Origin of the sequence: Streptomyces sp. NPDC002588 (genome assembly GCF_040295925.1) — a bacterium.
Lineage (GTDB): Bacteria > Actinomycetota > Actinomycetes > Streptomycetales > Streptomycetaceae > Streptomyces.
Genome location: NZ_JBEOWF010000040.1, coordinates 70850 through 93547, shown reverse-complemented (window position 1 = coordinate 93547; position 22698 = coordinate 70850). Strand labels below are relative to the sequence as shown.

Below are 22698 nucleotides of genomic sequence, written 5' to 3'. Positions count from 1 at the left end.
GGGACAACGTGCAGATCCTGCCGTACGGTTCCTGGCCCTCACCCATCGACGCCCACCTCACCGCCACGCACGACGGACGCCCCGAGTACGTCGGCTTCGTCGGCGACGAGGTCTGGTGGACGGCGCCGCGCCCCACCGAGGACGGCCGCCGCACCCTGGTCCGCCGGACCGCGGACGGCACCGAGGAACCGGTCCTCCCGCCGCCCTGGAACGTCCGCAGCCGGGTCCTCGAGTACGGCGGACGGCCCTGGGCGGGCGCGCTGCGCGAGGACGGGCCGCTGATTGTCTTCGTGCACTTCCCCGACCAGCGGCTCTACGCCCGCGAACCCGGCGGCGAGCCCCGGCCGCTGACCCCGGTGTCGACGGTCGGCGGCGGACTGCGCTGGGCGGAACCGCAGTTGATCCTCGAACGGGGCGAAGTATGGTGCGTCCTCGAGGAGTTCACCGGCGACGGCCCCACCGACGTACGTCGCGTACTGGCCGCCGTACCCCTGGACGGCTCGGCCGCCGAGGACCGGGCCGCCGTACGCGAACTCACCGACGACAGCCGCCGGTTCGTCACCGGCCCCCGCCTCTCACCCGACGGCCGCCACGCCGCCTGGCTGGCCTGGGACCACCCCGGCATGCCGTGGGACGGGACAGAGGTGATCGTCGCCGAGGTCGCACCGGGCGGCACGCTGAGCGGGGCGCGGGTGGTGGCGGGCGGACCGGACGAGTCGATCGCACAGGTGGACTGGCTGCGGCCGACCGGCGGCGGTATGCAATCCGCAGGCGACGGTGTGCGGTCCACGGGCAGCGGTCTGCTGTATGTGAGCGACCGGTCCGGTTGGTGGAACCTCTACCGTGACCACGAGCCCGTCTGCCCGCGCGAGGAGGAGTTCGGCGGCGCGCTCTGGAAGCTCGGGCACCGCTGGTTCGCGCCGCTCGACAACGGGCTCGTCGCCGTCGTGCACGGCCGGGGCGCGACCGCCCTCGGGATCCTCGATCCGGAGACCGGGGAGCTGGTCGACGCGGCCGGGCCGTGGACCGAGTTCGCCGCCACCCTCGCCGTGCGCGGCGAGCGCAGCGAGAGGGGGGTCGCCCCGCCCGGAGGGTGGGGGAGAGTGGTCACCGTCGCCGCAAGTCCGCGCAGCGCGTACGAGGTGGTGGAGCTGGACGCGCGGACCGGCCGGGCCCGGGTGATCGGGGCCGCGCACGACGACGCCGTGGACCCGGCCCACTATCCGGAGCCGCAGATCCGCACCTTCGCGGGGCCCGACGGCCGTGAGATCCACGCCCATGTGTACCCGCCCCACCATCCGGCCTGCGCGGCCCCCGGCCATGAGCTGCCGCCCTACGTCATCTGGGCGCACGGCGGGCCCACCGACCGGGCACCGCTCGTGCTGGACCTGGAGATCGCCTACTTCACCTCCCGCGGCATCGGGGTCGCCGAGGTCAACTACGGCGGTTCGACCGGATACGGGCGGGAGTACCGCAGCCGGCTGCGGGAGCAGTGGGGTGTGGTCGACGTCGAGGACTGCGCGGCCGTGGCCCTGGCCCTCGCCGACGAGGGCACGGCCGACCGCGGGCGGCTGGCGATCCGGGGCGGCAGCGCGGGCGGCTGGACCGCCGCCGCCTCGCTGACCGGCACCGACGTGTACGCCTGCGGCACGATCCGCTACCCCGTCCTGGACCTGGTGGGCTGGGCGAGCGGCGGGACCCACGACTTCGAGTCGCGCTACCCGGACTCCCTCGTCGGACCGCTCGCCGAGGTACCCGCCCGGTACGCGGAACGCTCACCCGTGGAACACGCCGACCGGATCCGTGTGCCGTTCCTGCTTCTGCAGGGCCTGGACGACGTGATCTGCCCGCCCGCCCAGTGCGAACGGTTCCTGGCCGGGCGGGCCGGGCGGCGGGTGCCGTACGCGTACCTCACCTTCGAGGGGGAGGGGCACGGCTTCCGGCGGGCGGAGACCACCGTGCGCGCCCTGGAGGCAGAACTGTCGTTGTACGCTCAGGTGTTCGGGCTTCATCCGCCCGGCATCCCCACCCTGGAGCTCACGCGGTGAAGGAACTCATGCGGCCGGCGCGGCTGGCCCCCGGCGCCCGGGTGGCCGTCGTCGCCCCCAGCGGACCGGTGGCGGAGGAACGGCTGCAGGCCGGGCTCGACCTGCTGCGCGGCTGGGACCTCGACCCCGTCGTCGCACCGCACGCCCTTGACCGCGACGAGCGCCTCGGCCACCTCGCGGGCACCGACGCCGACCGGGCCGCCGACCTCCAGCGGGCCTGGTGCGACCCGTCCGTCGACGCCGTGCTGTGTGCCCGCGGCGGCTACGGCGCCCAGCGCATGGTCGATCTGCTCGACTGGGAGGCGATGCGGGCGGCCGGACCGAAGGTGTTCGTCGGCTTCAGCGACAGCACCACGCTCCACGAGGCGTTCGCCGTCCGCCTCGGCCTGGTCACGCTGTACGGGCCGGTGGCCGCCGGGATCGACTTCGTCAAGAACGCCCGCGCCCAGGACCACCTCAGGGCCACCCTCTTCGCCCCCGAGACCGTCCGCACCCTCACCTCCACCGGCTCGGGCACGCCCCTCGCCCCCGGGCGCGCGCGAGGCGTCACCCTCGGCGGCTGCCTCGCCCTGCTCGCCACCGGATACGGCACCCCGCACACCCGGACCGGCGCGCGCGGCGGACTGCTGCTGATCGAGGACGTCGGCGAACGACCGTATGCGGTAGACCGTGCGCTCACCCAGCTGCTGCGCACCGGCTGGCTGGACGGCGTCGCCGGGATCGCGCTCGGCTCCTGGGACAGGTGCGGGCCCTACGACGAACTGCGGCCGGTGTTCGTGGACCGCCTGGGCGGGCTCGGCGTGCCCGTCGTCGAGGAACTCGGCTTCGGGCACTGCGAGGGCGCCCTGACCGTTCCCTTCGGGGTGAGCGCGGAACTCGACGCGGACTCGGGCACGCTCACCCTGGACGGGCCCGCCCTGCGCTGACGTGCGGGACAACGGTTTGCGGCCCACCCTGGACGTATGAGCCCGAAGACCTCGAAGTCCTCGAAGAGCTCCGGGGCCCGCCACAGGTCCGGTGGCTGGCGCCAGGCGATGACGCCGGGACGGGTCACCGTTCTGGTGCTCGCCGTGCTCACCCTGATCTTCATCTTCGAGAACACGCAGAAAACCAGGATCAGACTGTTGATCCCCGAAGTGACCATGCCGCTGTGGGCGGCCCTGCTCGCCACGGGGATCGTCGGCGCGCTCTTCGGGGCGTATTTCATGGGCCGCCGTCGCTGACCGGTCGTAGGCTGGCCGGATGCCGCACTCCGCCTCCCCCTACCTCGCCGACGGCCCCCGCGTCGGGATACGCCACTTCACCTACGCCGACGGGGACGAGTTCACCGCCCGGGTCCGCGAGAGCAAGGACCTGCACCACCCGTGGCTGTTCCCGCCGGCCACCCCGGAGGCGTACACCGCCTACGCGGGACGGCTGATCGAGGACTCCACCAAGGCGGGATTCCTGGTCTGCGAGCAGGAACACGGGGCGATCGCCGGGTTCGTCAACATCAACAACATCGTGCACGGCGGGTTCCAGTGCGGAGCGCTGGGCTACGGCGCGTTCGCGCACGCCGCCGGGCGCGGGCTGATGCGCGAGGGGCTCGATCTCGTGGTGGGGTACGCGTTCGGGCCGATGCGGCTGCACCGGCTGGAGATCAACGCGCAGCCCGGCAACGCCGCCTCGATCGGCCTGGCCCGTGCCTGCGGGTTCCGCCTGGAGGGCTTCTCCCCGAAGATGATCCACATCGACGGCGAGTGGCGCGACCACGAGCGGTGGGCGCTCACCGCCGAGATGCGGAGCCCCGGGCGGCCTGCTTCCGGTTGACCTTCATGGTGTCGAGGTCGGTGACCGTCGACCGCAGCCCCGTGAAGCCGTGGCCCAGTTCCCGCAGCGCCGTCTCGGCCCGCTCCTCGGCGAGCGCGCCCGCCATCTCCTCGCCGTCCGCGGCGTCCGACACCACCACGAAGCGCATGGAGAAGTGCTTCAGCGGCGACGGCTCGTACGACAGCGTCCCCTCCTCGGTGAAGCGCATGCTGCTCAGACCGTGGTCGGCCGACTCGGCGAGCAGCCTGGTACGGGCCTCCTGGGTGAGTCCGTCCCACGTGCCCCGGACGATCACCCGGTAGGTGTGCTGCTCACTCACGCTCGCTCCCTCGGTCCTGCGCGTCGCGCTCTTCGCCGGACGGTCGGCCGCATGCCGACGACGATATGCGGACGACGGTTCATCGCATACGGAATTTCGTCGCCCGGACTCCGCCGCCCACCGGTCCTACGCGCGCCGGCGGTCCACGTACTCGTAGACCGAACCGTCCGGGTGACGGGCGATCAGGTTGCGGCCGACCGGAGTCGCCACCGGGCCCGCGATGACGTCGGCGCCCAGTTCGGTGAGGGACTTGTGGGCCTCGTCGACATCGCTGACGGCTATCGTCGCCGCGACTTTGCGCAGCACCTCCAACTCGGCCTCCGGTCCGCTCATCAGCAGGAAGCAGCCGACGGCGGCCACCTGCACGCCGGCGCGTTCGAAGCGCAGTGCTCTGGTGCCCGCGAGCCGTTCGTAGAAGGAGACCGAGGCCTCCAGATCATCGACGCAGACCCGCAGAGTGGCTCCCAGAATGTCCATGCGGCGAGCCTAGTTGGGCCCGGCGGGAGGTGGGGATCCCTTCACCCGATCCTCCCTCCGGCCATGCGCGGCCCGTGCCGTATCGAGGAGTTACGGGTCCCTGACGGCGGGTACCCGGCGGCCATGGATCGCAAGGAACATCTGGATCATCTGGAGCACCTGGACAAGCACCTGGTCGACGAACTGGCTCAGGTGGCCCGCGAGACGATCCGCGACGAGCTGCGCGAACAGACCCGCAGGCAGCGGCGGAAGGCCACGCTGTACGCGGCGTCCGGCGCCGTCGCCCTCTACGCGGGCGCGGCCGTCGCACTCGCCGTGGGCCTGGCCCTCGACATCGGCCTGCCCGGCTGGGCCGCCGCGCTGATCACCGCGGTGATCCTCGGGGTGGCGGCGTACGCCCTGCGCGGCGCCGCCCGGCCGCACGCGTCCACCCGGCCCGAGCACGGGGCAGGGATGAGCCACGCCGCTCAGCACGCCGGGCACGGTCCTGCGGCGGGCGGTATGCCGCCCGCAGGACCGGCCGCCGGTCTCGGCACCCCCTACCCGCCCGTGCCCCCGGCCCCGCCGGCGCAGCCCGGCGGGGCCCGCCCCGCCCAGGGTGTCGCCCCGGAGCCCCCGCAGCCCCCGAACGACCGGGACTGACACCCGGCCGCGACGCCCGTCCTGACCTGTGCCGGACCACCCGGCCGGGTGCCGGGCGCAGGTTTGGCCGTCCTCCCCGGGGGGACGCGGAAGCCCCCGGGGCCCTTCCGTACCGCCCCGCAGACGACCCACCCCGCCGGAGGCGCACCGTGAGCCGACCCCGCATCGTGATCGTCGGAGCCGGCTTCGCCGGGTACCGGGCGGCCCGCACGGTCGCCCGGGCCGCCCGCGGCCGGGCCGACATCACCGTGCTCAACCCCACCGACTACTTCCTCTATGTGCCCCTGCTGCCCCAGGTGGCCGCCGGCATCCTCGAACCGCGCCGGGTCACCGTCTCCCTGGCCGACACCCTGCAACAGACCCGCCTGGTGCTCGGCGAGGCCGGCCGGATCGACCTGGACGCGCGCACCGTCCACTACGACGACCCCGAGGGCAACTCGGGGACCCTGCCCTACGACCGGCTGGTCCTCACCGTCGGCAGTGTCAACAAGCTGCTGCCCATTCCCGGAGTCGCCGAGCACGCGCACGGCTTCCGCGGTCTGCCCGAGGCCCTCTACCTGCGCGACCACATCACCCGTCAGATCGAGTTGGCGGCCTCCGCCGACAACGCGGCGGAATGCGAGGCGCGTTGTACGTTCGTGGTGGTGGGCGCCGGATACACCGGCACCGAGGTCGCCGCACAGGGGCAGCTGTTCACCGACGCGCTGGTGCGCGCCCACCCGCTGCGCACGGGCATGCGGCCGCGCTGGCTGCTGCTCGACGTCGCCGAGCGGGTTCTGCCCGAACTGGACGAACGGCTCTCCCGCACCGCCGGCGGTGTGCTGCGCGAGCGGGGCGTCGAGGTGCGCATGGGGACCTCCGTGCGGGAGGCCACGCACGACGGAGTGGTGCTGACGGACGGCGAGTCCGTCGCCACCCGCACCCTGGCGTGGTGCGTGGGCGTACGGCCGGATCCGCTCACCGAGTCCCTCGGACTGCCCCTGGAACGCGGGCGGCTCGTCGTCGAGCCCAGTCTCCAGGTACCCGGCCGGCCCGAGGTGTTCGCGTGCGGTGACATGGCCGCCGTGCCCGATCTGGAGGACCCCGGGCAGTACACGCCGATGACCGCCCAGCACGCGTGGCGGCAGGGCAGGGTGGCCGGGGACAACGTGGCCGCCTCGCTGAGCCGCGGTGAACTGCGGCCCTACCGGCACAGGGACCTGGGGTTCGTCGTCGACCTGGGCGGGGTGAAGGGCGCCGCGAACCCGCTGGGTGTGCCCCTGTCCGGGCTGCCGGCGGGCCTGGTCACCCGCGGCTACCATCTCGCCGCCATGCCCGGCAACCGCGTCCGGGTGGCCGCCGACTGGCTGCTGGACGCCGTACTGCCGCGTCAGGCCGTCCAGTTGGGCCTCGTACGGTCCTGGTCGGTGCCGCTGGACACGGCGTCGCCGGAGTTGGCCCGGGTGCCGGACGGACGCGAGCCGCAGCCCGTGTCCGGACCAGGGACGGCCGACGCGGGGACGAATCCAGCGGGGACGGACCCGTCGGACACGAATCCCCCGACCCCCGGCCCCACCAGGAAGCACGAGAAGCAGCCGAAGCAGCCGAAGCAGTCGAATCATCCGAAGCAGTCGAAGCAGTCGAAACGGTCGACGCAGCCGGGCGGTGAGCCCGCGCGGCGCGCCGGCCCGGACAACCGCTCCGAAGGAGGTCACTGACCCGATGGACACCGCCGAACTCACCGAACTGGGACAGCAGTTGCGCGTGGACAGCGTGCGCGCCTCCGCAGCCGCGGGCTCCGGGCACCCGACGTCCTCGATGTCGGCCGCGGATCTCATGGCGGTGCTGCTGGCCAACCATCTCCGCTACGACTTCGACCGGCCCGCCCACCCCGCGGCCGACCGTTTCGTCCTCTCCAAGGGCCACGCCTCCCCCCTCCTCTACGCCGCCTACAAGGCGGCCGGCGCGATCGACGACGCCGAACTGCTGACCTTCCGCGAGCTGGGCAGCAGGCTCGAGGGGCATCCCACGCCCCAGCGCCTGCCGTGGGTCGAGACGGCCACCGGTTCGCTCGGCCAGGGCCTGCCCGTCGGCGTCGGCATCGCCCTCGCGGGCAAGCGGCTGGACCGCATCGGGTACCGCGTGTGGGTGGTGTGCGGGGACAGCGAGCTGGCCGAGGGGTCGGTGTGGGAGGCCGCCGAGCACGCGGCGTACGAGCATCTGGACAACCTCACCGCGATCGTCGACGTCAACCGGCTCGGCCAGCGCGGCCCGACCAGGCACGGTCACGACCTCGATGCCTACGCCCGCCGCTTCCAGGCCTTCGGCTGGCACACCGTGGAGATCGACGGACACGACGTGGACGCCGTCGACCGGGCGTACGGCGAGGCGGCTTCCACCAGGGGGCAGCCCACCGTGATCCTCGCCCGCACCCTCAAGGGCAAGGGCGTGGCGAGCGTCCAGGACCGCGAGGGCCTGCACGGCAAGCCGCTGCCCGACGCCGACGAGGCGATCGAGGAGCTGGGCGGGGTCCGTGACCTGCGGGTGACGGTGCACGAGCCGCCCGCCACGCGCATGCTGCACTCCGTCCCGAACGGCCACCTGGACCTGCCCCGCTGGGAGCGGGGCGGCGACAAGGCGGTCGCCACCCGTGACGCCTACGGCCAGGCCCTCGCCGCCCTCGGCACCGCCCGGCCCGACGTCGTCGCGCTCGACGGCGAGGTGAGCGACTCCACGCGCGCCGAGTTCTTCGCCAAGGAACACCCCGACCGGTTCTTCGAGTGCTACATCGCCGAGCAGCAGCTCGTCGCCGCCGCGGTCGGGCTCGCGACACGCGGCTGGGTGCCGTACGCCTCCACGTTCGCGGCCTTCCTGACCCGCGCCCACGACTTCGTACGGATGGCGGCGGTCAGCGGTGCCGGGATCAACCTGGTCGGCTCGCACGCGGGGGTCGCCATCGGGCAGGACGGGCCCTCGCAGATGGGCCTGGAGGACCTGGGGATGTTCCGGTCCGTGCACGGCTCCACCGTGCTCTATCCGTGCGACCCGAACCAGACCGCCCAGCTGGTCGCCGCGATGGCCGGGCTGGACGGCGTGCGCTATCTGCGTACCTCGCGCGGTGGCGGTCCGCCGCTCTACGGGCCCGACGAGGAGTTTCCCGTCGGCGGCAGCAAGGTGCTGCGCGCCTCCGACCGCGACCGGCTGACGATCGTCGCGGCGGGCGTCACCGTCCACGAGGCGCTCGAGGCCGCCGACGCGCTGGCCGGGGAGGGCATCGCCGTCCGCGTCCTCGACCTGTACTCGGTCAAGCCCGTCGACCGCGTCACCCTGCGCCGGGCGGCGGAGGAGACCGGCTGCCTCATGACCGTGGAGGACCACCACCCGGAGGGCGGCCTCGGCGACGCCGTCCTGGAGGCGTTCCTGGACGGGCGGCCCGTACCCCGCCTGGTGCGCCTCGCGGTCCGTACGATGCCGGGTTCCGCGTCGCCGGACGAGCAGCTGCACGCCGCGGGCATCGACGCCGAGTCGATCGCCACGTCGGCCCGGCTGCTGGTGGAGACGGCGGTCGTGCCGTGAGCGGCGGCCAGGTCCGCACGGTTCGCGCGGGACGCCGCAGTGTCGAGGTGCACCGGCCGGGCAAGGTGCTCTTCCCCGACGGCGGCGAGGGCGCGCGGTACACCAAGGAGGACCTGGTCGAGTACTACCGGTCGGTCGCCGTGTTCATGCTGCCGTACCTGCGCGGCCGGCCGCTGATGCTGGAGCGGCACCCCGACGGTGTGGACGGGCCGCGGTTCATGCAGAAGAACACACCCGCGCACTATCCGGAGTGGATCACCCGGGTGGAGGTGGCGAAGGAGGACGGGACCGTCCGCCACACGGTGTGCGACGACTCGGCCACCCTCGCCTTCCTCGCCGACCAGGCCTGTCTCCCCCTGCACCGCTGGCTCTCGCGGACCGGTCGGCTCGACCGGCCGGACCTGATGATCTTCGACCTGGATCCGGCCGATCGCCCGGCCGACGGTTTCGGCGGCGGTTTCGCCGTGGTGCGCGAGGCGGCCCGCAGGGTCCGCGGGCTGCTCGACGAGCTGCGCCTGCCCTCCGCTGCGATGACCACCGGCTCGCGCGGACTGCACGTCGTCGTCCCGCTCGACGGGCGCCACGACTTCGACGAGGTGCGCGCCTTCGCCCGGGACGCCGCCGACGTCCTCGTCGCCGAACATCCCGACCGGTACACCACGGCAGCCCGCAGACAGGACCGCGGCGACCGGCTCTACCTCGACATCGGCCGCAACGCCTACGCGCAGACCGCCGTCGCCCCGTTCACCGTGCGCGCCCTGCCCGGCGCGCCCGTCGCCGTGCCGATCACCTGGGACCAGCTCGACGACCCGGACCTCGGCCCCCGCCGCTGGACGATCGAGAACGCCCTCGGCCAGGCCCGCACCCGCCCCTGGTCCGGGGCGCTCGGCCGCGGCCGCGCTCTGGGGCCCGCCAGGCGCCGGCTCGACGCCCTGCGCGGCGTCTGACGCGGCGCCCGCGGCCAGGGCTGACCGGCGACGGCCGACAGGTTCGTTCGTGAAGGTTTGGCCAAGAGGCTTCAGGCCACCCGGAAGAGGTGGCCAGGTCCGACACGAGCAACACACGGCGAACACGGCCTTCACACGACCCACCGAGTCCGGACGCGCAGGGTCCGGACCGACAGAGTTCGAAGGGCAAGGACGACACCATGGCGGACGACGGGCGGCCGAGCCCCATGGACGTGCTGAACCAGGCACGCGCCCAGCTCTCGGAGCTGACCGGCATGCCGGCCGAGAGCGTCTCGTCCTTCGAGCAGACGGAGGACGGCTGGTCCGTCGAGGTGGAGGTCCTCGAACTCGCCAGGGTGCCCGACACCATGAGCCTGATGGGGAGCTATCAGGTCGACCTCGACCCGCAGGGACAGCTCACCGGCTACCGGCGCGTTCGCCGCTACGAACGCGGGCGGGCCGACGCGCGTCGGCCCGGCGACCGCTAGGTCGCCCGAACATTCATCCGATTATTCATCGCGATACGAAGGAGGCACGGTCGACATGACCGTTGTCCCGGCACAACAGACCGGCGGTGGAGGCGGCAGCAGCGGTCTCTACGACGTGCTGGAACTCGTCCTCGACAGGGGTCTCGTCATCGACGCGTTCATTCGGGTCTCCCTGGTCGGCATCGAGATCCTCAAGATCGACATACGGGTCGTCGTGGCCAGCGTCGACACCTATCTGCGGTTCGCCGAGGCCTGCAACCGCCTCGACCTGGAGGCGGGGCCGCGCAAGGACCCCGGCCTGCCCGACCTGGTCGGCGAGATGACCGAGTCCGGCGCGCGCGGCAAGTCCAAGGGCGCGCTGTCGGGCGCCGCGGAGACCATCTCCGACGCGTTCAAGCAGGCCCGTGACGAGGGCTCCCCGAAGGAGGAGGAGCGTGCGTCCAGGCCGCGGCCGCGCAAGAGCACGACGGCCCGCCGGAAGGAGGAAGAGGCGTGAGCACGTACGTCTACGCCATCACGGCCCGCTCGCACTCCGCCCTCCCCGAAGGCCTGACCGGGGTCGGGGAGCCGCCCCGCCCTGTGCGCGTGCTGGAGGAGGGCGAACTCGCGGCCCTCGTCAGTGACGCGCCCGAGCAACTGCGCCCCAAGCGCCGGGAGTTGCTCGCCCACCAGAACGTGCTCGCCGAGACCGGCGCCACCGGCTGTGTGCTGCCCATGCGGTTCGGCAGCGTCGCCCCCGACGACAAGACGGTCACCGGCGTCCTCGCCGAGCGCGCCGACCACTATCGCGAGCGCCTCGAGGCACTCGAGGGCAAGGTCGAGTACAACGTCAAGGCCTCCCACGTCGAGGAGGCCGTCCTGCACCACGTGATGGCCACCAGCCCCGAACTGCGGGCCCTGGCCGAGGCCAACCGGCAGGCGGGCGGCGGTACTTACGAGCAGCGGCTGCAGCTCGGCGAGATGGTCGCCGCCGCGGTCAAGGCCCGCGAGGCCGAGGACGCGGCCTACATCCAGCAGACCCTGCAGCCGCTGGCCGCCGCCACCAGTGTGGGGCCCGAGTCCACCGGCTGGTTGGCCAACGTCTCCTTCCTGGTGGAACGGGACTCGGCCGCCGGCTTCCTGGAGACGGCCGAGCGGCTGCGCGAGGACCGGCCGCACCTCGACGTGCGCGTCAACGGCCCGCTGCCGCCGTACAGCTTCGTCGAGCCCGGCCCGGCCGCACCCGCGGGCGCGGCCGAGGAGAAGCAAAGGAGCGGATGAGCCGTGGGACTGATCTCGGAGGTACTCATGCTGCCCTTCGCGCCCGTGCGCGGCAGCGCCTGGGTGATCGGAGAGGTGCTGCGGGAAGCGGAGCGCATCTACTACGACCCCGCCACGGTGCGGGCCGAACTCGCCCGGCTGGAAGAGCGGTTGGAGGCCGGCGAGATCACGGAGGACGAGTTCGACCGGATGGAGGACGAGCTTCTCGACCGGTTGGAGATCGCGATGCGCCAAGGCGCGGGAACGAGTGACGGGACAACGCGATGAACCGTATGGGACTGGGCCTCGCCATCGGGGCCGGATATCTCCTCGGACGGACGAGGAAACTGAAACTCGCGCTCGCCGTCGGGTCGTTGGTGGCCGGCAAGAAGCTGAACCTGACCCCGCGCGGCGTCGCGGAGCTGCTGTCGCAGCAGTTGAAGGACAACCCGCAGTTCAAGGAGATCGGCGACGAACTCCGCCAGGACCTGCGGGGTGTGGGCAAGGCCGCCTCCGGCGCCCTGGTCGAACGGCAGATCGGAGCACTCGCCGACCGGCTGCACGGCCGTACCGCCGAGGTGCGTGACCAACTGGCCGGCGGGGTGCCCGGGGGCGCCGACGAGGAGGACACCGCGTCCGACGAGCTCGACGAGTCCGAGGAGGCCGAGGAGGCCGAGGAGGCTGCCGGGACCGACGAGGAGGACGAGGGGCACGAGGACCGGAACGGCGCCGAGCAGGAGGGCGACGGCGAGGAGGCCGAGGGCCGCGACCAGGACGAGGAGCGCGACGAGGACGAGGGCCGCGACCAGGACGAGGAGCGCGCCGAGGCCCCGAGGAAGAAGGCGGCCCGCAAGGCGCCCGCGAAGAAGACGGCCAAGAAGGCGCCCGCGAAGAAGGCACCCGCCAAGAAGACGGCGGCCCGCAGGACGTCGGCCTCCAAGCAGACCGGCGGCGCCCGCAAGCCCGCGCCCCGCACGGCCTCCCGGGCCGGCGGACGCGGTGGCGGCGGTGCCGGAGGACGGAAGGGAGGCGGTGAGCGATGACCGAGAACCTGGGATCCGCCACCTCCGCGGCCCGTGGCGCGACCTCCAAGGCCACGGGCACCGCCGGCAAGGCGGCCGGCGGTGCGACGAACGCGGCGACGGACGGCGGGAACCCTCTCGCCGACCTCGCCCACAGCGAGGCCGCCGACCGCCTGAAGGAAGAGATCCAGGACTACCTCTCCGCGCAGGCCCAGCGGATGCTGACCGGCGTCGGGCGCAAGCTCGGTGAGACGACCGGCAAGCTCAACGACATCGCCGAGGGCAACAGCCCCGGCTTCGCAAAGCTGGCCCTGGACGGCGGACGCAAGCTCGCGGAAGGAAAGGGCCCGCTGCGCTCCGCCCTGGAGCTCGGCGCCACACGGGCCAAGGACAACGTCATGGGCGCTCTGAAGAACCTCGGCGGCAAGGGCAAAGGCAAGGGCAAGGGCCGCTCGGGCGCGAAGCCGACGGTCATCATCGAGCAGATCGACGTCGGCGTGCCGCTGCGCACGGCCTACGACCAGTGGACGCAGTACCAGGACTTCAGCACCTTCGCCAAGGGCGTCAAGAGCGCGAGTCGCGCCGACGACACCCAGTCGGACTGGCAGCTGAAGGTCTTCTGGTCCAACCGCAGCTGGAAGGCGAAGACCGTCGAACAGGTGCCCGACGACAGGATCTCCTGGACGTCGGAGGGTGCCAAGGGCACCACGAAGGGTGTCGTCTCCTTCCACTACATCGCCGACAACCTCACCCGCGTCCTGCTCCTCATCGAGTACTACCCGTCGGGTTTCTTCGAGAAGACCGGCAACATCTGGCGCGCCCAGGGCCGCCGCGCCCGGCTCGACCTGAAGAACTTCGCCCGCTTCATCACCATCAAGGGAGAGGCCGAGGACGGCTGGCGCGGCGAGATCCGCGACGGCGAGCTCGTCATGTCCCACGAGGACGGGGTCGCGCAGGACGAGGGCCCGGAGGACGATGAGGAGGAGTACGAGGAGGACGGCCCGGACGCCGAGGCCGAGGAAGAAGGAGAAGCAAGGGACGAGCCCGAAGGCGAGGAGGAGCCCGCGACCGAGTCCGAGGACGCCTATGAGGACGAGGGCGAGTACGAGGACGAGGAAGAGGAGCCCGAGGGCGAGTACGAGGAGGAACCCGAGGAACCCGAGGAATCCGAGGAATCCGAGGAAGAGGAGGCGTACGACGAGGCCGGGAGCCGGCGATGAGCATGTCGAGCCGGATGCCGGAGCCGTACGGCCAGAGTGGCGGCGCCAACCTCGCCGACATCCTGGAGCGTGTCCTCGACAAGGGCATCGTCATCGCCGGCGACATCCGGATCAATCTGCTCGACATCGAACTGCTCACCATCAAGCTGCGGCTCATCGTCGCCTCCGTCGACAAGGCCAAGGAGATGGGCATCGACTGGTGGGAGGACGACCCGGCCCTCTCCACCCGGGCCCGCCGCGACGTTCTCACGCGGGAGAACGCCGAGTTGCGCGAGCGGCTGGCCCGGCTGGAGGAACTGGAGCCGGGCCGTGCCCACCACGACCGGGAGAACACTCCGCAGGACGTCCGTGAGGAGTCCCCGTGACCGGACTGCGTTACGTATACGCCGTGTGCCGGCCGCTCGGCGCACCGCTGCAGGCGGATCTGACGGGCATCGCCGGCGATCCGCCCAGACTGCTCAGCCACCACGGCCTGATCGCCGTGGTCAGCCATGTGCCGGAGGGGGACTTCGCCGAGGAGCCCCTCCACCGTCATCTGGAGGACCTGGACTGGCTGGCCGCGACCGCCCGCGCCCACCAGCAGGTCGTCGACGCGCTCACGGCCGTCACCACGCCGCTGCCGCTCCGGCTCGCCACCGTGTTCCGGGACGACAGCGGCGTCCGCGTGATGATGGAGCGGCGCGAGGAGTACTTCCTGAGCACCCTCGACCGCCTGGCCGGGCGGGTCGAGTGGGGGGTGAAGGTCTACGTCGAGCCGGAGCCCGAACCGGCCGAGACCGCGCCGCCGGCGGCGAAGCCCGCCTCCGGACGGGACTACCTGCGCCGGCGGCGCAGGCAGGCACAGGAGCACGAGAACACCTGGCAGCGGGCCGAACGGTTCGCGGCCCGGCTGCACACCACGTTGTGCGGACGCGCCGAGGACTCCCGGCTCCACCCGCCGCAGAATTCCACCCTTTCCGCGGCCGCAGGACAGAACGTGCTGAACGCCGCGTATCTCGTCCCTCGCGCACAGTCCGAGGAATTCGTGGAGATCGTGGACAGCACGAAGGGCGAGGAGCCCGGAATACGCGTCGAACTCACCGGCCCGTGGGCCGCCTATTCCTTCGTCGGCGTGGACGTGACGGAAGGCGAGGAAACGGAGGGGTACACAACATGACCGTCGTGGAGCGCCGGGAGGTCGCCCTCGTGGACCTGCTCGACCGGCTGCTGGCCGGCGGGGTCGTCATCACGGGGGACATCACCCTGCGCATCGCGGACGTCGACCTCGTCCGCATCGACCTGAACGCACTGATCAGCTCCGTCAACGAACAGGTGCCGTCGCCCTGGGGTGATGCGCTGTGACCGACCGCCGCAACCGGCTGGACCTCGAGCCCGACACCGTCGAGCGCGATCTCGTCAAACTCGTGCTCACCGTGGTCGAGCTGCTGCGCCAGCTGATGGAACGGCAGGCGTTGCGCCGCTTCGACCAGGGGGACCTGGAGGAGGAGCAGGAGGAACGCATCGGGCTCACCCTGATGCTGCTCGACGACCGTATGGCAGAGCTGTGCGATCGCTACGGACTGCGGCCCGAGGACCTCAATCTGGACCTCGGGCCGCTCGGACCGCTGCTTCCCCGGGAATGACCCGGAACCCCCGCTTTTCGCCCGGACGTTTTTTCGCCCGGTACGGCTCGGGAATTCCCGAGCCGTACCGGGCGAAGGGTTTTAGAACGGACCTTGCGCGGAAACGGGGTTAATTCACCACCTGTACCAGCGGCCCCTGCCTCCCGCCGCAGAAGTCCCGCGGAAGAGGAAGCCCAGGAGCCAGACGACGAGAACCGCGAGCGCGATCCACCACAGCAACTTCACCGCGAACCCGGCGCCGAAAAGAATCAGCACCAGAAGCAGTACCAGCAGAATGGGAACCATAGTGTCAACCTCCTGGAATCCGGGTGTCCCGGATTCCGGGAAATATCCTCGACTCAGGCTTCCTTTCGGCACAGGATCTCCCCGTGCAGCACGGCGAACCAGCCGTCCTCCTGCCGCCCCCACTCCCGCCAGGCCTCCGACACCGCCGCCAGCTGCTCCCCGGTGGCGTGTCCTCCTTCCGTGGCGCGTTCCGCGTACGCGGAGGCCACCGTGCGGTCGGCCCACAGCCCGCTCCACCACGCCCGCTCCTCCGCGGTGGCGAAGGTCCAGCAGGCGGAGGTCGCCGTGACGTCCGTGAATCCCGCCGCCAGTGCCCAGGACCTCAGCCGGCGTCCGGCGTCCGGCTCGCCGCCGTTCGCCCGCGCCACCCTGCGGTACAGGTCCAGCCAATCGTCCATCCCGGCCGATGCGGGATACCAGGTCATCGCCCCGTAGTCGGAGTCCCGCACCGCGACGTACCCGCGCGGCCTGGTCACCCTCCGCATCTCGCGCAGCGCCTGCACCGGATCCCCCACGTGCTGGAGCACCTGGTGGGCGTGGACCACGCAGAACGTGTCGTCCGGGTACTCCAGGGCGTGGACGTCCGCGACCGCGAAGTCGATGTTGCTCAGGCCCCGTCCGGCCGCGGTGGCCCGGGCCTGGTCCAGGATCCCGGGCGCGTGGTCGACGCCGGTGACGTGCCCGTCGGGGACCAGGGCCGCCAGGTCGGCGGTGATGGTGCCCGGCCCGCAGCCGATGTCCAGGATCTTCATATGGGGCTTCAGCGAGCCGAGCAGATAGGCCGCGGAGTTGGCGGCGGTCCGCCAGGTGTGCGAACGCAGCACCGACTCGTGGTGTCCGTGCGTGTAGACGGCGGTCTCCTGCGCTTTCGGCATGGCTCAGCCCCTTCTCGACGAACCGGCCCCCGGGCTCCCGCGAGACCGGGGCGATGCCCGCAACGGTACGCGGAGGACCGTATGCCGAGACAGTATGTTCTGAAATATGGACTGACGGACCGTCAGATGTGGCGGGCGGGCGTCCGGGTACCCTGAGGTGGTCGTCGTCTCCGCACCCGAACGGCATCCGCGACCAGGAGGGTCACCGCATGCGTCTGCTGCTCGTCCGCCACGGCCAGACCCCGGCCAACGTGGACAGCCTCCTGGACACCGCCGTCCCCGGCCCCGGCCTGACGGAACTCGGCGAGCGGCAGGCCGCCGCCCTCCCCGCGGCCCTCGCCGACGAGGACATCGGCGCCCTCTACGTCTCCACCCTCCTGCGCACCAGACTCACCGCCGAGCCGCTGGCCGCCGCCCGAGGACTCGAGATCCGCGTCCGCGACGGCATCCGCGAGATCTTCGCCGGCGACCTGGAGATGCTGCCCGGCGACTCCGAACACGGCGCGCTCTACATGCGCACGGTCTTCGCCTGGGCCGCGGGCGACACGGAACCGCGCATCCCGGGCGGAGAGAACGGCACCGAGTTCCTCGCCCGCTACGACGCCGTGATCGCCGAGGCGGCCGGAAGCGGCGCCGGCACGGTCGCCCTGATCAGCCATGGCGCCGCCATCCGCACCTGGTGCGCCGCCCGCGCCCACAACGTCGACGTCCCCTTCGCGGCCGCCCACCGCCTCGCCAACACCGGCACGGTGATCCTGGAAGGCTCACCGGACGACGGCTGGAAGGCCCTGACCTGGGCGGGCGCCACGGTCGCGCCGACCGGGGAACCCGGACCGACGGGACAGCCGCTGACCGGGAGCGGGTGACGTCGGCCGCGGCCGCCCCAGGCTGCCGCCCCGCCCGGCCGTCCTCGCCGACGATCCGGACGCACAACGGATAACGGTTTGGCGCATCGTGCGGGCGGCCCGCAGAATGCGTCCTCATGGGACATCTGGAAGCCGCACACCTCGAGTACTACCTCCCCGACGGGAGGGCCTTGCTCGGCGACGTGTCCTTCCGGGTGGGCGAAGGAGCCGCGGTCGCCCTCGTCGGACCCAACGGCGCCGGCAAGACCACCCTCCTGCGCCTGATCTCCGGCGAGCTGAAGCCGCACGGCGGCACGGTCACCGTCAGCGGCGGCCTCGGCGTGATGCGCCAGTTCGTGGGCTCCGTACGGGACGAGACGACGGTACGCGACCTGCTCGTGTCCGTGTCCTCGCCCCGCATCCAGGAGGTCGCGAAGGCCGTCGACGAGGCCGAGCACGCGATCATGACCGTCGACGACGAGGCCGCGCAGCTCCAGTACGCGCAGGCACTCTCCGACTGGGCCGAGGTCCGCGGCTACGAGGCCGAGACACTGTGGGACATGTGCACCACGGCCGCGCTCGGGATGCCGTACGACAAGGCGCAGTTCCGGCTCGTACGGACCCTCTCGGGCGGTGAGCAGAAGCGGCTGGTGCTGGAGGCGCTGCTGCGCGGCACCGACGAGGTCCTGCTCCTCGACGAGCCCGACAACTACCTCGACGTACCCGGCAAGCGGTGGCTGGAGGAGCGGCTGAAGGAGACCCGCAAGACCATCCTCTTCGTCTCCCACGACCGCGAACTCCTCTCCCGCGCCGCCGAGAAGATCGTCTCCGTCGAGCCCTCGCCCACCGGCGCCGACGCCTGGGTGCACGGCGGCGGCTTCGCCACCTACCACGAGGCCCGCCGTGAACGCTTCGCCCGCTTCGAGGAGTTGCGCCGCCGCTGGGACGAGAAACACGCCCAGCTGAAGAAACTCGTCCTGAACCTCCGTCAGGCCGCCTCCATCAGCCATGAGCTGGCCTCCCGCTACCAGGCCGCCCAGACCAGGCTGCGCAAGTTCGAGGAAGCCGGCCCGCCGCCTGAGCCGCCGCGCGAGCAGGACATCAAAATGCGGCTGAAGGGCGGCCGGACCGGTGTAAGGGCAGTCACCTGCAAGGGACTTGAGCTGACCGGCCTGATGAAACCCTTCGACCTGGAGGTCTTCTACGGCGAGCGGGTCGCCGTCCTCGGCTCCAACGGCTCCGGCAAATCGCACTTCCTGCGCCTGCTCGCCGGCGAAGACGTGACGCACACCGGGGAGTTCAAGCTCGGCGCACGCGTGGTGCCCGGCCACTTCGCCCAGACCCACGCCCACCCCGAACTCCGGGGCCGCATCCTCCTCGACATCCTGTGGCAGGAACACTCCCAGGACCGGGGTGCCGCCATGTCCCGGCTGCGCCGCTACGAGCTCACCCAGCAGGCCGAGCAGACCTTCGACAAGCTCTCCGGCGGCCAGCAGGCCCGCTTCCAGATCCTGCTGCTGGAACTGGAGGGCGTGACGGCCCTGCTCCTCGACGAGCCGACCGACAACCTCGACCTGGAGTCCGCCGAGGCTCTCCAGGAGGGTCTGGAGGCCTTCGACGGCACGGTCCTCGCCGTCACCCACGACCGCTGGTTCGCCCGCTCCTTCGACCGCTACCTGGTCTTCGGCAGCGACGGCCGGGTCCGCGAGACCCCGGACCCGGTGTGGGACGAGCGACGGGTGGAACGGGCGAGGTAGGGCCGCAGGGCACAGGCCACTGGGCGCAGGGCGCATGGCAGGGCGCGGGGCCCGCAGGACGCGGTGCTCCAGGTGCGCCGGGCGGTGATCGTCGGTGGCGACCGGCTTGTCAGCCGCGGTCGTGGAGAGTGACCTGGTAGCCGTCGGGGTCGGCGAAGGTGAAGGTCCGGCCGAAGGGGCCGTCGATCGGTGCGGAGACGATGGTGTGACCGTCGGCGACGAGCGCGTCGTGGATGGCCTGGACCTCGGTGGCGTGGAGCCAGATCGCGACACCGATGCCGGGCTGAGCGACGGATGCGAGGTCGGTGCCGGGAATGACCTCGCGGAGTGCGAACGCGATCGGCTTCGTCTCGAAGACGACGGCGTGCGGAGGTCCGGCCTGCGAGCGGACGAGGCCGAGGTACTGCTCGTAGAACGCCTGCGAAGCGTCGAGGTCGCGCGCCTGGAGCGAGATGAAGTCGGGGCCGGTGGCGGGCATGATGATGCTCCTTCTCTTCGTGTCAGATTCCTGACACGAGGCAATGTATGTCAGACTTCTGACATGAGTCAAAACGGTGTCGGCGTCGACCTGGACAAATCACTGGGCTACCTGCTGAAAGAGGCTTCGAGCGCCCTGCGCACAGCCATGGAGGAGGTGCTGCGGCCACTCGGGATGAGCGTGACGCAGTACTCCTGCCTGGAGTTGCTGGCCCAACGGCCGGGCTTGTCGAACTCCGAGCTCGCGCGGGGCGCGTTCGTGACACGGCAGTCGATGAACGTGCTGCTCCAGGCCCTGGAACGAGAGGGCTACGTGACCAGGCCCGCGGAGGCGCCCGTGGGGAAGGTTCTTCCCGCGCGGCTCACGCCTCGCGGCCGACGGAGCCTGGAGAAGGCGACCGTGGCGGTCCGGTCCGTCGAGGTCAGAATGCTGGCCGGCATCACCGAGACCGACCAGTCGGCCGCGTTCCGGATCCTGCAGAGCATGATTCATTCCCTGCGCGCCGGCAGCGACGGTGCATAGCTCGTTCCTCGGCGCACGTCTCGCCGCGCCCGGACAGGAGGAGCGGGAGTTGTCGAACCGGGCCCGGTCGACGAGCATCCGGGTGGTGGCGTCCCGCACGGCCGTCCGGGGGCCGTCCGTCCGGGCGAGGGCCTGCGACTGCTGCCCCAGGGGTCACTTCCAGCGCAGCAGCGCGCCGAGCCCCCCGACCGGTGCCTCCTCCGCCGCCTCCGGCGGTACGACCAGCGCGCCGGCGTCCGTGGCGACCGCCGACCGGATCAGCGCGTCGTCCGCGCGCGCCGCCCACGAGCGCTGCTCACCGAGCGTCTTCAGCTCCGTACGGCGTACCGCCACCTGGTCCGCTTCCTCGCCTGTCCACACCTCGCGATGTGCGTCCGGCCCGTCCGGCCGGATCAGCAGTTCGTCGATACGGTGCTCACGCGCCGCCTCCACCAGCGCCGGCACGCCCTCCACGGCCCCGGCGCGCCCCTCGGGATCCGGGACGCGGGCGCTGAGGAAACGTTCAAGCTCGGCTTCGGTGCGCCGCCGGACATGCTCGGCGCGGGCCCTCTCCACGTCCTCGTCCAGCAGCCGGCTGCCCGGGCCGTGCTGCAGTTCGGTCACCCGGTCCTGCAGCCGTCGCGGCAAACGCTCGTGCACGGCCCGCCGCTCCCGGTCGTCCCCGACCAGCACCAGCAGATCGGCCCGGGTCTCCTCCTGGCAGACGGTGAGCGCGTCGGCGATCTCCGCCGCGTTGTGCTCCCAGGTGTTCTCCACCTTCAGCTGGAAGTGCCGCTCGGACCAGTCCGCCGTCGATGTGCGGTGGACCGGATACTGCCGACCGGAGACCGTGTCCACCCGCTCGCGCGCCAACGGCGTCCGCAGCTCGAAGTCCGCGCCCTTGCGGTCGATGTACGCCACCACGCACACCGGGTCCTGGTCCGCCAGGTCCAGCAGCGGCGCGACCCGCGGCAGCGGCGCCCACTCGGCCCGGTCCCCCTGCGGGGGCCGCGCGGCCAGCGGCGGATCGAGAACCACTTCGCCGGCCCGGGCGAACAGCGCCCGTCCATGTGGTTCCGGGGAGTGGCCCAACTCCTCCACCGCGCGTTGCACCGCGCGGCAGGTGCTCTCGTCGGCCCCTTGCCGGTCCAGCTCACGGGCCATCGCGGCGGCCGTCAGGAGACGCTCGTGGGGCGTGTTCTCCGTGTGCCGGGAGGTGTCGACGTACACGGAGGCCCAAGGGCCGGATTGTTCGTACAGTGGATGCAGAAAGGCGAGATCCATGGCTCCCTCCCGGATGCCGCTCGGGGATCGTGCCGACAGTGCTCCCGGGCGGGTACCCGAACCGTATGGACGAACACGACGAGCGGGGCACCACCATGACCGGAGTCGACCCGGACCGGCTGGACGACCAGCAGCTGATGAGAGAGCTGGAGACGATCCACCGCACACGCCACGACACCCTGCTGTACGGCTCGAACGACGCCCTGCGCGCCCACAACGACCGCATGGCCCAGCTCGAGGGCGAGTACCTGCGCCGCAACCCCCGCCGCTTCGTCGCTCCGGGCCGCACCCGTGACGGCGCCCGGGAGCGTGCCGACGCGGAGAACGGCGGTCGCGGCACCCGTCCACGTCGGACCCCGGCCGGTGCGGCGACCGCGGAGCCGCCGGTGGGGAAGTGGGGGCCGGGGGAGCCGGGCGGCGGGGGCAGCGGGGTCTGAACTCGTCGGCGGTCGGCGGTCTGCAGTCGTCGGTCGACTGTCTACTGTCGGTGGCCGGTGACCGGCTGTCTGTGATTCCCGTCGTCCGGCGGCTGTCCGCAGCTGCACCCGCCCTCCGGCTCAGGAGAGGGCGAGTGGGCCGGAGCGGTCGATGAAGCGGCCCGTGCCGGCGCCGGGTTCCTCGGTGGCGAGCCGGACGATCGCGTCGGTGCCCTCGGTGACGGTCTGGGGGCCGCTGTGGCCGTTCAGGTCGGTCGCCGTGTAGCCGGGATCCGCCGCGTTGACGCGGATGCCCTTCAGCCCCTTGGCGTACTGGGTGGTCAACATGATCAGGGCCGCCTTCGAGGCGGTGTAGAGCGGTGCGACGACGGAGGACTCGACCCGTGACGGGTCGTGGGTGATGGCCAGCGACCCCATGCCACTGCTGACGTTGATGACGACCGGGTCCGGCGACCGGCGCAGCAGCGGAAGGAAGGCGGTGGTCGTCCGGACCACACCGAAGACATTGACGTCGAAGACGCCGAGGGCGTCCGCGCCGGTCAGCCCCCCGGGATCGCCGTGCGGACCGTGTACACCGGCGTTGTTGATCAGGACGTCGATCACGCCCTCGTGTTCGGCGACGTCGGCCGCCGCTGCGGCGACGGAGGCGTCGTCCGTCACATCGATCCGGACGAACCGTGCGCCGAGCGCGGCCGCGGCCGCGGCGCCCCGCTCCGGATCACGTGCTCCCAGGATCACGGTGTGGCCGAGCGCGATGAGCCGGCGGGCGGTCTCTTGGCCGAGGCCCTTGTTGGCCCCGGTGATGAACGTGATGGTCATGGAACGATCGTGCAAGCCGCGCCGCTGCC

At 71.9% G+C, this 22698-nt stretch carries 28 protein-coding genes and 1 pseudogene; 22 read left to right on the top strand and 7 right to left on the bottom strand.

The genetic code is table 11. The features are described from left to right. Window positions 1-8: 8 nt before the first annotated feature. Genes ABT057_RS36295 through ABT057_RS36280 form a run of 4 tightly spaced genes read left to right on the top strand, consistent with a single transcriptional unit; the run spans window position 9 to window position 3857 of the window. Complete coding sequence (locus tag ABT057_RS36295) at window positions 9-2048, top strand: S9 family peptidase (protein WP_352348140.1); 2040 nt, start codon at window positions 9-11, stop codon at window positions 2046-2048. Then, the gene (locus tag ABT057_RS36290; protein WP_352348139.1) at window positions 2045-2974 is read left to right on the top strand and encodes a S66 peptidase family protein; all 930 of its coding nucleotides are present in this window, start codon (window positions 2045-2047) and stop codon (window positions 2972-2974) included. The genes ABT057_RS36295 and ABT057_RS36290 overlap by 4 nt, the downstream gene beginning before the upstream one ends. A gap of 36 nt (window positions 2975-3010) precedes the next feature. Continuing rightward, window positions 3011-3271, top strand: a complete 261-nt coding sequence (locus ABT057_RS36285) for a LapA family protein (protein WP_352348138.1) — start codon at window positions 3011-3013, stop codon at window positions 3269-3271. Between the two features lie 19 nt (window positions 3272-3290). Further along, window positions 3291-3857: a GNAT family N-acetyltransferase gene (locus tag ABT057_RS36280; RefSeq protein WP_352348137.1), complete on the top strand. Its 567-nt coding sequence runs from the start codon at window positions 3291-3293 to the stop codon at window positions 3855-3857. Here the strand turns inward: ABT057_RS36280 and ABT057_RS36275 are convergent. After that, window positions 3814-4176, bottom strand: a complete 363-nt coding sequence (locus tag ABT057_RS36275) for a DUF6204 family protein (RefSeq protein ID WP_352348136.1) — start codon at window positions 4174-4176, stop codon at window positions 3814-3816. The genes ABT057_RS36280 and ABT057_RS36275 overlap by 44 nt on opposite strands. A 126-nt stretch (window positions 4177-4302) precedes the next feature. Further along, window positions 4303-4653 carry a VOC family protein gene (locus tag ABT057_RS36270; RefSeq protein WP_352348135.1) on the bottom strand — a complete coding sequence of 117 codons (351 nt, stop codon included), beginning with the start codon at window positions 4651-4653 and terminating at the stop codon, window positions 4303-4305. A gap of 123 nt (window positions 4654-4776) precedes the next feature. Here ABT057_RS36270 and ABT057_RS36265 point away from each other — a divergent pair, with 123 nt between their 5' ends. The 14 genes from ABT057_RS36265 to ABT057_RS36200 all read left to right on the top strand — a co-directional run bounded on the left by ABT057_RS36265 (window position 4777) and on the right by ABT057_RS36200 (window position 15388). Further along, window positions 4777-5295: a phage holin family protein gene (locus ABT057_RS36265; RefSeq protein WP_352348134.1), complete on the top strand. Its 519-nt coding sequence runs from the start codon at window positions 4777-4779 to the stop codon at window positions 5293-5295. Window positions 5296-5444: 149 nt separating this feature from the next. Further along, entirely contained in the window at window positions 5445-6992 is a 1548-nt protein-coding gene (locus ABT057_RS36260; protein ID WP_352348133.1) for an NAD(P)/FAD-dependent oxidoreductase, read from the top strand. A 4-nt stretch (window positions 6993-6996) separates the two neighbouring features. After that, window positions 6997-8850 (top strand): transketolase, encoded by a 1854-nt coding sequence (locus ABT057_RS36255; RefSeq protein WP_352348132.1) that lies wholly within the window; start codon window positions 6997-6999, stop codon window positions 8848-8850. Then, entirely contained in the window at window positions 8847-9797 is a 951-nt protein-coding gene (ligD, locus tag ABT057_RS36250) for a non-homologous end-joining DNA ligase (protein WP_352348131.1), read from the top strand. Before ABT057_RS36255 ends, ligD begins: the two co-directional genes overlap by 4 nt. Before the next feature lie 200 nt (window positions 9798-9997). After that, entirely contained in the window at window positions 9998-10285 is a 288-nt protein-coding gene (locus ABT057_RS36245) for a gas vesicle protein GvpO (RefSeq protein WP_352348130.1), read from the top strand. 55 nt (window positions 10286-10340) lie between these two features. Then, a complete protein-coding gene (locus ABT057_RS36240; RefSeq protein ID WP_352348129.1) occupies window positions 10341-10781 on the top strand; it encodes a gas vesicle structural protein GvpA in 441 nt (146 codons plus the stop codon). Next, window positions 10778-11545 carry a GvpL/GvpF family gas vesicle protein gene (locus ABT057_RS36235; protein ID WP_352348128.1) on the top strand — a complete coding sequence of 256 codons (768 nt, stop codon included), beginning with the start codon at window positions 10778-10780 and terminating at the stop codon, window positions 11543-11545. Before ABT057_RS36240 ends, ABT057_RS36235 begins: the two co-directional genes overlap by 4 nt. Window positions 11546-11548: 3 nt before the next feature. Continuing rightward, window positions 11549-11812, top strand: coding sequence for a gas vesicle protein GvpG (locus tag ABT057_RS36230; protein WP_352348127.1), 264 nt, complete (start codon window positions 11549-11551; stop codon window positions 11810-11812). Next, window positions 11809-12567, top strand: a complete 759-nt coding sequence (locus tag ABT057_RS36225) for a DNA primase (protein WP_352348126.1) — start codon at window positions 11809-11811, stop codon at window positions 12565-12567. The genes ABT057_RS36230 and ABT057_RS36225 overlap by 4 nt, the downstream gene beginning before the upstream one ends. Then, window positions 12564-13766, top strand: a complete 1203-nt coding sequence (locus ABT057_RS36220; RefSeq protein WP_352348125.1) for an SRPBCC family protein — start codon at window positions 12564-12566, stop codon at window positions 13764-13766. Before ABT057_RS36225 ends, ABT057_RS36220 begins: the two co-directional genes overlap by 4 nt. Then, window positions 13763-14131 carry a gas vesicle protein gene (locus ABT057_RS36215; RefSeq protein WP_352348124.1) on the top strand — a complete coding sequence of 123 codons (369 nt, stop codon included), beginning with the start codon at window positions 13763-13765 and terminating at the stop codon, window positions 14129-14131. The genes ABT057_RS36220 and ABT057_RS36215 overlap by 4 nt, the downstream gene beginning before the upstream one ends. Next, window positions 14128-14922 carry a GvpL/GvpF family gas vesicle protein gene (locus tag ABT057_RS36210; RefSeq protein ID WP_352348123.1) on the top strand — a complete coding sequence of 265 codons (795 nt, stop codon included), beginning with the start codon at window positions 14128-14130 and terminating at the stop codon, window positions 14920-14922. The genes ABT057_RS36215 and ABT057_RS36210 overlap by 4 nt, the downstream gene beginning before the upstream one ends. Beyond that, window positions 14919-15107 (top strand): gas vesicle protein, encoded by a 189-nt coding sequence (locus ABT057_RS36205; RefSeq protein ID WP_352348122.1) that lies wholly within the window; start codon window positions 14919-14921, stop codon window positions 15105-15107. Before ABT057_RS36210 ends, ABT057_RS36205 begins: the two co-directional genes overlap by 4 nt. After that, the gene (locus ABT057_RS36200; protein WP_352348121.1) at window positions 15104-15388 is read left to right on the top strand and encodes a gas vesicle protein K; all 285 of its coding nucleotides are present in this window, start codon (window positions 15104-15106) and stop codon (window positions 15386-15388) included. Before ABT057_RS36205 ends, ABT057_RS36200 begins: the two co-directional genes overlap by 4 nt. A 114-nt stretch (window positions 15389-15502) precedes the next feature. Here the strand turns inward: ABT057_RS36200 and ABT057_RS36195 are convergent, their stop codons facing one another. Continuing rightward, entirely contained in the window at window positions 15503-15673 is a 171-nt protein-coding gene (locus ABT057_RS36195) for a hydrophobic protein (RefSeq protein ID WP_133913849.1), read from the bottom strand. A 53-nt stretch (window positions 15674-15726) separates the two neighbouring features. Beyond that, the gene (locus ABT057_RS36190) at window positions 15727-16548 is read right to left on the bottom strand and encodes a class I SAM-dependent methyltransferase (protein ID WP_352348120.1); all 822 of its coding nucleotides are present in this window, start codon (window positions 16546-16548) and stop codon (window positions 15727-15729) included. Between the two features lie 209 nt (window positions 16549-16757). Here ABT057_RS36190 and ABT057_RS36185 point away from each other — a divergent pair, with 209 nt between their 5' ends. Further along, a complete protein-coding gene (locus ABT057_RS36185) occupies window positions 16758-17414 on the top strand; it encodes a histidine phosphatase family protein (RefSeq protein WP_352348119.1) in 657 nt (218 codons plus the stop codon). Between the two features lie 116 nt (window positions 17415-17530). After that, window positions 17531-19150: an ABC-F family ATP-binding cassette domain-containing protein gene (locus ABT057_RS36180; RefSeq protein ID WP_352348118.1), complete on the top strand. Its 1620-nt coding sequence runs from the start codon at window positions 17531-17533 to the stop codon at window positions 19148-19150. Between the two features lie 109 nt (window positions 19151-19259). On the opposite strand, the gene ABT057_RS36175 is transcribed toward ABT057_RS36180, so the two are convergent. Continuing rightward, entirely contained in the window at window positions 19260-19628 is a 369-nt protein-coding gene (locus tag ABT057_RS36175) for a VOC family protein (RefSeq protein WP_352348117.1), read from the bottom strand. A 63-nt stretch (window positions 19629-19691) separates the two neighbouring features. On the opposite strand from ABT057_RS36175, the gene ABT057_RS36170 reads away from it, so the two are divergent. Beyond that, window positions 19692-20150 (top strand): MarR family winged helix-turn-helix transcriptional regulator, encoded by a 459-nt coding sequence (locus ABT057_RS36170; protein WP_352348116.1) that lies wholly within the window; start codon window positions 19692-19694, stop codon window positions 20148-20150. Window positions 20151-20303: 153 nt separating this feature from the next. On the opposite strand, the gene ABT057_RS36165 is transcribed toward ABT057_RS36170, so the two are convergent. Continuing rightward, entirely contained in the window at window positions 20304-21413 is a 1110-nt protein-coding gene (locus ABT057_RS36165; RefSeq protein ID WP_352348115.1) for a baeRF2 domain-containing protein, read from the bottom strand. Window positions 21414-21478: 65 nt separating this feature from the next. Here ABT057_RS36165 and ABT057_RS36160 point away from each other — a divergent pair. Next, window positions 21479-21739, top strand: a pseudogene (locus ABT057_RS36160) (DUF6158 family protein); the annotation flags it as partial. A gap of 231 nt (window positions 21740-21970) precedes the next feature. On the opposite strand, the gene ABT057_RS36155 reads toward ABT057_RS36160, so the two are convergent. Next, the gene (locus tag ABT057_RS36155; protein WP_352348114.1) at window positions 21971-22669 is read right to left on the bottom strand and encodes an SDR family NAD(P)-dependent oxidoreductase; all 699 of its coding nucleotides are present in this window, start codon (window positions 22667-22669) and stop codon (window positions 21971-21973) included. Window positions 22670-22698: the final 29 nt, after the last annotated feature.